Here is a 7,793-nt window from a genome sequence, read left to right as displayed (position 1 = left end):
AACAGGCGGGCTGAGGTACGCTGAGATTTGCAAATCGGCTGGAACCGCAATTGGGGCACCCTCAACTCGTGGTGCAGCGCCTGAACGTCACGCTGGTCGAGTGGTAAACGTTGATCCAGCTACAGGGCGTACCTGATCGGGCTCATAGGGAAACGGTGGCGGGAGGGCGTGGGTCGGTCACAGCTCACCACTCTCCTGCCGTTGTATTGCCAGAACACTCCAGCTCCCGACCTCAATGACTGGTGGCCTGCGGACGGCTGAGTTGCACGCACTGGCGTCCCCGGCCATCCAGAATGTGTGCGTCGCTCAGCAGGTACGGCCCCGCTGCGGCCCACGAATCCGGCTGCCCGACGAGATCAGCCAGGGGCACCGCTCGGTCTGCGGCCACTGACGCGTGGGTCCAGCCCGCTTCCTGAGCTGCTTTCAACGCGGTCAGCAGAATCAGGTGAATCACAGTGAGGTGTCCACTCGGCACGGCGTGAGCCACGGAGCCAGGCGGGTTCCTGTGGGATCATCCCGGCTCATCAGGTCGCCGGGCAGGGCGGCGTGGCGGCGCGACGCGCCCCGCCCGCTCACTCCACCTTCCGGTTCGGCACGTTCAGGCACGCCACCCAGAACGTCGCGCCCTGATCGACCTTGCCTTCCCCCCAGGCGCGGCCGCCCCCCCGTTCTGCCAGTCGCCGCACCACCGCCAGCCCGATCCCCGTTCCTTCGTACGTTCCCGTGGGATGCAGCCGCCCGAACAGTTCAAAGGCCTCGTCCTTCTGCCGTTGGTTGAACCCCACGCCGTTGTCCTGCAGGCCAATCAGGTAGTGATCCCCTGTTTCCTCCACCTGCCACTGCAACTGCGTGACCTCGCGCGTCCGCGTGAACTTCAGGGCGTTGCTGACGTACTCCCGCAGGATGATCCGCAGGGCCCGGCCGTCCCCCTGCACGGTGGGTAGCGCCGCCGACGACCACTGCACCGACCGGCCCCTCAGGACCACCTGCAGGTCTTTGACCACTTCGGTCAGGACGCGGTTCAGGTCGACGGAACCGGCCCGTAACCTGAGCTGCCGGGCCTCCATGTACTGATTCAGCGATTCCACCAACGCAAACGCCGATCGCAGCACGTCCTGCGTGGCCTCCAGGTGCGTGAAGGTGCCGCCGGCGGCCTCCACTTCCTTCTGGTGGAGTCTCAGGGCGCTCTGAAGCCGCCCCAGTTGAAGGTTCAGTTGCAGTTGCGTGCCCTGAATGACCTCCCATACCTCTGCCTCGAGCCGCTGGTTCCTGGCTGTCTGGTCCTGAATGCTGGCCTGGAGGGCCTCCACGTCGTTCAGGAGGTGATGGTGGGCCTGTTTCAGGCTGGTCACGTTCGTCACGACGAGTTGGCAGCCTGGCGCTTCATCGTCGGCGTCGGTGCGGTGTACGGCCGCCAGCACGGTGCGCGCGGTGCCGTCAGCCGTGAGCAGGACCAGTTCCGTTGTCGCGTGTGGGGTGGTGGCGAAGACCTGTTTGAGCAGGGCTGTGAAGGGCCCCTGGGACGCGGAGGTCAGGTATTTGCCCAGGCGGTGCCCGGCGGATCTGGAGGCGGGTACGCCCAGGAGGAGGCTCGCTTGGACGTTGGCTTCAAGGACGCGACCTTCAGGGGTCAGGAGGAACGCCGCTTGTGGGCTGTGGGTGAACAGGCGCCGGGCCTGCCGGGCGTTGGCTTCAGCGGCACGCACCTGGCCTTCGAGCACCTGAATCTCTTGTTGCAGGTCAGTGATTGAACGGTCTGCGGACTCCGCAGTCGACGGGCGAACATCGTCGGCGTGGCTCATGAGGCCTCCGGGCGTGAAGTGGGATCGGGGAGAAGAGCCCGGTGGTGACTTCAAGACCAGAGGACATGCTGACAATCAGCGTTATCTTCGACCGTACCAGCCGTGAGCCGGTGGAACTGTAAGGCGCTGTGGTGAAGTGCTGGCGGTCCGCTCGGTGAACCGGAGAGCGGCCAAGCCATGCTCTGCGTGAGTCAGGTGATCAGACGCGGCCGTCAGGCGTGGATGGAGGCGGGCGCAGTGAGCCACTGCAGGTCCTCAATGGCTTGGGTGAGCTCCTGTAAGGCGCGTTCTGTCCGTTCGATGAATTCTAGGAGATCAGAGATGACCTGCGCCGCTGTCTCTTCACCGTGGAGTTCTGGCATGATCTCGTGCAGGGTGATGGGTCGCTTGGTCATACCTCCATTCTCGCGAGGGCGCTCATCTGGATTGGTCAAAGACCTGAAGGTCCCTTCACTTGAATTAGGGAAGGCTCACGAAATCTGCCTTGATGAACGGAATGAACCGCCTCCACCCTCGCACGAGCGTTCGGGTGGAGGCGGCTCAATTCGGATGGCGGCATTGAGCGCGCGGCTGGATATCGAGCTGCATGCTACAGGCCCAGAATGCGCCTCAAAAGAGCGACTCAACAGCGATCCTCAGAGACAGCTCATCAATGGCGCGATTTCACCGGTGCTCAGACAGCGCATCATCGAGCAACAAGCCAAAGCAGGAGAACCAAGCCGTCCAGTTGGGCCGTTCCTAACGCCTCATGCCTGAGCAAGGATCAAGCACGCTTGTGTGTGCGTGCCTCCTTTGCGGCTCGACTGTTTCACCCGTAGTCCACTGGAGGAACGTCGCCTCAACCTCTAGTTTCCATGGTGGTAAATCAACGATCTGGTTGCCCTGCTCAAAGGCTCTGACCATCACGTTGCGGTCGGTGTATCCCAGGAAACGCGAAATCGTCCCTGGCAGCGCGTTGAAGGACAGACATGACAAGAAGCCATGATGGATCAATTCTGATCGTATAGCACTTGTCGTGAAGTGTTGAATTTCACCCGTGGGATAATATGTGAGTGTAAATAAAAAGAGTTGTGCCAGCATACGCGCTCCAAACAACGGATCTATATGAGGGAATGAATCAATCTGCATGATCAGGTGAAAGGCGACTGTTGACCCTTGCGTCGACTTTTGCCGGAAATGAGAGGTGGCCTTCAAATTGCCGAAGCCGAAATTGCAGTGGTTTTTTCTCCAGGAGGGTACCAAGCATGACTCCATGCTGTGTCATCACCTGAACATCACATCTCCCTGTGGTGGCACAATTCTGACTCAGCGCAATTAAATCGGATTCAAGCGTCCCCTTTAATTTAATCTTGCTTTCCGGAAAAATCGATAATCGTTTATTCGGCTGCACATGGTATAGACCTTTTAAAATTAACATCATCCATTGTAGCACGGTAAAAATAAGTATCCCTCATTAGTCTTCACGGCATGCCAACTCATCAAACGACTGCTTAAAACCACCACTGTTCCGCTGCTCTCCCGCGGGTTACATCAGGCGTGTCCAAAGGGCCTCTTCACCTCACCTCCGAGACCACCAGAGGACGGCCTGCCCTACGCTGCATACCTTGCTCCATTTGAGTTGACCTTCACCGGAGTCGAGCACACTCGAACAACACAACGGGCAGACTGAAGCGCTTCCCTCACATGGGGCTTCGCTGTCCGCATCGCTTCTCCCCATTGACCCACCTGACTGCATTCGCGCAGCCAGAGGGTTCCTTCCGATGCAGACGAGGTACATATGCGGGCCTACTTCAGACCAGTCCTGTCTCAGAGCCCCCGCGCGCAACTTCAGCGCTACAGTGTGCTCCTCATGGCCGCCGTGCCCATCCTGGCCGCACTCCTGCAGCTGAGCACCGGCGAGACCCAGCGTTTCATCTACGACCTGTTCTTCCTGATCATGGTTCTGACCGCGCAGGTGCTGAACCAAAGGCCAGGGCCTCTGGGGAGCGTTTTGCTCCTTCTTCTCCTGCCAATCGTCCTGGTCTGGTTCCATACCCCGCAGCTGGAGACGTCGCTGTTCGCCTTCACCTTCACGACCTACAGTGCCTCGCTGATTCTGCCGACCCTACTCGCGGCAGTGTCGCTCGGTCTCCAGGGCGTCTGGCTCTTCAGCCTCTATGCCTTGACGGTCGGTGGTCTGTCCCTGGAGGTCTTGCCTGCCGAAGGCAGCGTCATTGCTTGCATCACCTTCACCGGGCTGGTGGCCGGGAGCCTGATGGCCTGGCTCCTGACCGTCACCGAACGAACCTTGAATCACGCGCAGCGATCTGCGCTGCTGGACCCACTGACTGAGCTGGGCAACCGGCGAGCCTTCGAGGCAGCCCTCCTGGCCGCCTGGCAGGCGGGCCCTACGCACATTGGCCTTGCCTTTCTTGATCTCGACGGGCTCAAAGCGGTCAACGATCAGCACGGTCACGACGTGGGAGACGTCTTGATCCGGACGGTTGCTCAGGCGGTGCATGCGCAACTTCAGGCGGGGCAGGCCGTCTTCCGTTTGGCCGGAGATGAGTTCGTGGTGGTGTGCACGCATGGTGATCTCTCGCACATCTGGCACCAGATCCGGGCGGCCGTGACGGAGGTGCGCCGGCAGGGCTTTCCGGAGGCGGACGTGAGCGTGGGACTGTCCAGTGGCGTCCGCGCTGAGAGCATCTCGGCCCTGATGCGACAGGCGGATCTCAGGATGTACGCCGAGAAACGCCGCAAAGGCCAACGCCGGGCGCAGGCTGAACAACGTGGAGAACGGCCGTCCTGAGAGGCCGTGCACGCGCACAAGTTGGAGTGACGAACTGGCATCGCATCTTAAGAAAGGAGGCGGTGTGATCTCCATTCGGCGTCAGCAGTCCCGATATAAACAATGAAATCGTTCATTTTGATCTCTTCTCACCCCTATTTGACTTCAATTGCGTCGACGAAAACGCTTCTTGGGTTCTGCCGCCACGGCTGAAGGCTGACATTATCCGAGGACGGCGAACTTTCTGCGCGCATAGCGTTGCGCCAGCCACATGGACAGCACCTGACGCACGCCGGACAGCTTGGTGGCCTCCTGGGCCTGCGGCGTCGACCGGGGAACACGGTTTCAGTGCGAGCGTGACCTTCGGTCGGGCCGTGCGCGTTTTCGGGAACTGCCCGGTAAGCAGTCACGGTCGAATTGATGTGCACACCACTGATCGGCGGTAAGACTGTAGAACACAGGGCGAAGGTGCCCAGACCTTCCACAGTGACCACTCGGGTCCGCGGTAGATGTGCTCGACGCAGATGTCGGCTGTAGACCCGCTCCAACCTCTCCCGTGACGCACATCTGAACACGGCAGCAGCGGGTTCGTTGAAGTGCAGGCGGGTAGCGGTCCAGGCGGACGCCCTGGCCACTCAAGGGGCACCAGGGCGGTCATTGCCGGATACCACGGGCCGACGTGACGACGGCCCGGCCCTGAGCGGAAGAGGACGCGTGACATGGATTGGTGCACGTCACACTTCGGATCTGGAGGTGACGGACACCCGCGGCGGTCGCCTGCCGCCGCTCTCGACACCGGCAAAGGTCAACCGCTGCAATTGAGATGCCAAAATCCCCGTATCCTGATGGGAGAACCGACAGGTTCGGTGCAGCAGATGGGCAGGGGACGTATGGACAGTTTGGTGTTTGCGATGGTGCGGCAGATCGCGGCGAGTTGGTACGCGCTGGCGTTGACGCAGGGATGCGGGGGCCAGCAAGCGACAGATACAGGGATTATGCAGGCGTCCCTGTTTCTGAGTGACCTGGGCATCGTGGATGGCGCAGCCCCTTACCTTGACGGTGCGCGTGACGCCATGCGCACCGCTGAAGGACTCGGGTTTGGCCGCGTCCATTAGGCAGCCTCGGCCGGTCAGGTGAGCAGCGGCGCAGGGCTGTCATCAGGGCACGGTGGCCGCGTGACGTGCGGGTCACCCGGCGGCCATCCTATTTCGCCCTGACTGAGTCTGGTAGCGTCATGGATGCTTGAACTTCAAGGTACCTATACGGCGTCGCCCAACAAGCGCCTCGTCATTCTCGCCCTGCCCGTTCAACCCGTCAGTGGTGTGTGGGCAGCAGATCTTGCCGCGCTGAGCGAGGTGTTCGAGACGCGTCGTGGGTGTGAGGTGCGTTTCCGGTCGCCCTTCGGGTGGATGGAAGGGGTCCTCAAGGAGAAGAACGCCTTGAGGGATCGGCAGCGCTCGTTCGAGGGGTACGTGTGGTTTCGGCCCTCAGCGCCGCGGGACGACACTGACGATACCCTTCCACCCGCTGCGGTGACGTCCGCGTAACTGGGTGTCGCTTCAGGTCAGGGTGGAAGATGTTCTACGGGTCGCTTCGCCAGCATCTGGATGATTGCCTGCACCTGCGCTGCACTGTTCGTCGGGGACAGGGATTGATCATCGGTGGCCTGATCTCGGCCTTCGTCTCCGGCCCGCACTGTCTCTGGTCTGGCCAGAGGCGCACGCCCCTGCCGTAAAGGGTGGGCTGCGCCGGACTCCAGCGCAGGGGTGGGTGGGCGTGCAGTCGCGTCAGTGAAGGTCCAGCAGCGTCAGATGAGGTGGGGCGGGCCGCTGCTCCGAAGCCAGGGGGGCCATACATCGTGATGCCGTTCACGTCGCTCTTTCCAGAGGTGATCCGCGTTGGTCCATCCTGTGCTGGTGGCTGCTGGTCTCGCCAGAACGGGGGCGGCTCCAGGACACTGGCCCAGTTGGGCCGGGAGCTTCGCCTGTCCGTACGGCGATGATCCGTTTCCACGTTCGCTCCGTCGGTGGGCAAGCCCCGATGGCCGCTCCGTCGCTCTTCCTGTCGTCTCCCTCATGCACTGCGCAAGGAGCGTCCTTATGAACGGCTTGAACGATCTGAGTTTCACCTGGGTTCCTGGCACCATGGATCGGGTACGGTTCACGTACGCTGGACGCACACACATTGTGTATCTCCGGGACGTGATCCGTCATGACGTGCACAGCGACAGCGCGCTGTACCTCAAAGGCCGTGTCATTCTGCCGGTATCTGCGCGACACCTGGTGGATCTGATGGGCCGTTTCTCACTCGGGAGCAGCCGCGAAACAGGAGAGCGCAAGCACCAGGTGTGATCACCACCGCAGTGACAGGTAGCCGGAAGGCGTAGAGTCAGCGGGTAGATTTCCAAGTCCGCTTTGATCGCGCACGGGCAATTGCCCGTGCGCGTCGTCGTTCTGTGGAAACCTCAGGAGTTGATCGTATGGCAACAGGCACAGTGAAGTGGTTCAATGCGGAGAAAGGGTTCGGGTTCATCCAGACGGCCGGCAGTCCGGACGTGTTCGCGCATTTCAGCGCCATTCAGGGCAGCGGCTTCAAGAAGCTGAACGAAGGCGATGAAGTGGAATACGACGTTGAAGACGGCCAGCGTGGCAAAGGCCCCCAGGCCAAGAACATCGTGGTGACCCAGGCTGCACCCGTCAAGGCGTCCGATGATGGTCGTTACGACCGCTGGTAAGTTGTCTGTGCCCAGCGCCCTGAGGGGCGCTACGTTCAGTTCGGCGCCCTGTGGCGCGCACCTGCACACCCTTGAGACTGCGGCGTGACGTGCCGCTCAGCGATTCTCACAGCTGCCCGCGAATTGAGCCGCGCGCATCCTGAAGAAACATTTTCTGTTCAGAATGTCGTGCAGTGGATGCGTGACAGCGGCAGCCGGTACAGTGACGCCGAGGTGCGATTGCACGTCCACACGCTGATGTGCCGGAACGCCAGGACCCGCACAACGGATGGAGCGGACTATCAGGATTTGGAACGGGTGGCACGTGGACGGTACCGTCTCCTGTGACATTGGGCGTAGGCCAGTCACAGCACGTTGATCTGTAAGAGGCGGCGAGGCAGAGGCCTGGATAGATCTGCAAGCCCACCCGTTGGCGCTGCCTTTGATCTGTCAAGGGTTTGGTGGAGCCTCAGTTCAGGATGTAAGCCTGCTCCTCGAAAGCCGTCGG

The 7,793-nt window shown here is 61.3% G+C and carries 7 protein-coding genes; 4 read left to right on the top strand and 3 right to left on the bottom strand.

Going from position 1 to position 7,793, the window contains the following annotated elements:
- Positions 1-572 precede the first annotated feature (572 nt).
- The 3 genes from IEY63_RS21905 to IEY63_RS21895 form a co-directional block, all read right to left on the bottom strand.
- Complete coding sequence (locus IEY63_RS21905; protein ID WP_189071117.1) at positions 573-1,802, bottom strand: ATP-binding protein; 1,230 nt, start codon at positions 1,800-1,802, stop codon at positions 573-575.
- 212 nt (positions 1,803-2,014) lie between these two features.
- The gene (locus tag IEY63_RS21900; protein ID WP_189071116.1) at positions 2,015-2,197 is read right to left on the bottom strand and encodes a hypothetical protein; all 183 of its coding nucleotides are present in this window, start codon (positions 2,195-2,197) and stop codon (positions 2,015-2,017) included.
- 722 nt (positions 2,198-2,919) lie between these two features.
- Entirely contained in the window at positions 2,920-3,219 is a 300-nt protein-coding gene (locus IEY63_RS21895; RefSeq protein ID WP_189071115.1) for a hypothetical protein, read from the bottom strand.
- A gap of 432 nt (positions 3,220-3,651) precedes the next feature.
- Here IEY63_RS21895 and IEY63_RS21890 point away from each other — a divergent pair, with 432 nt between their 5' ends.
- From IEY63_RS21890 to IEY63_RS22695, 4 genes are all read left to right on the top strand, one after another.
- The gene (locus IEY63_RS21890) at positions 3,652-4,593 is read left to right on the top strand and encodes a GGDEF domain-containing protein (protein WP_189071114.1); all 942 of its coding nucleotides are present in this window, start codon (positions 3,652-3,654) and stop codon (positions 4,591-4,593) included.
- Between the two features lie 2,078 nt (positions 4,594-6,671).
- The gene (locus tag IEY63_RS21885) at positions 6,672-6,923 is read left to right on the top strand and encodes a hypothetical protein (RefSeq protein WP_189071113.1); all 252 of its coding nucleotides are present in this window, start codon (positions 6,672-6,674) and stop codon (positions 6,921-6,923) included.
- Positions 6,924-7,051: 128 nt separating this feature from the next.
- On the top strand, positions 7,052-7,306 hold the full coding sequence (locus IEY63_RS21880) for a cold-shock protein (protein ID WP_189071112.1): 255 nt from the start codon (positions 7,052-7,054) through the stop codon (positions 7,304-7,306).
- 84 nt (positions 7,307-7,390) lie between these two features.
- On the top strand, positions 7,391-7,633 hold the full coding sequence (locus tag IEY63_RS22695) for a DUF7669 domain-containing protein (RefSeq protein WP_444542383.1): 243 nt from the start codon (positions 7,391-7,393) through the stop codon (positions 7,631-7,633).
- The last annotated feature ends 160 nt before the right edge of the window (positions 7,634-7,793 follow it).

The organism is Deinococcus radiotolerans (genome assembly GCF_014647435.1).
Classification (GTDB): domain Bacteria; phylum Deinococcota; class Deinococci; order Deinococcales; family Deinococcaceae; genus Deinococcus; species Deinococcus radiotolerans.
This window is presented reverse-complemented; position numbering and strand designations above follow the sequence as displayed.

Coding starts and splice junctions, on each gene's coding strand:
- IEY63_RS21905 (WP_189071117.1), bottom strand. CDS start 1,802: ATGAGCCACGCCGACGATGTTCGCCCGTCGACTGCGGAGTCCGCAGAC.
- IEY63_RS21900 (WP_189071116.1), bottom strand. CDS start 2,197: ATGACCAAGCGACCCATCACCCTGCACGAGATCATGCCAGAACTCCAC.
- IEY63_RS21895 (WP_189071115.1), bottom strand. CDS start 3,219: ATGTTAATTTTAAAAGGTCTATACCATGTGCAGCCGAATAAACGATTA.
- IEY63_RS21890 (WP_189071114.1), top strand. CDS start 3,652: ATGGCCGCCGTGCCCATCCTGGCCGCACTCCTGCAGCTGAGCACCGGC.
- IEY63_RS21885 (WP_189071113.1), top strand. CDS start 6,672: ATGAACGGCTTGAACGATCTGAGTTTCACCTGGGTTCCTGGCACCATG.
- IEY63_RS21880 (WP_189071112.1), top strand. CDS start 7,052: ATGGCAACAGGCACAGTGAAGTGGTTCAATGCGGAGAAAGGGTTCGGG.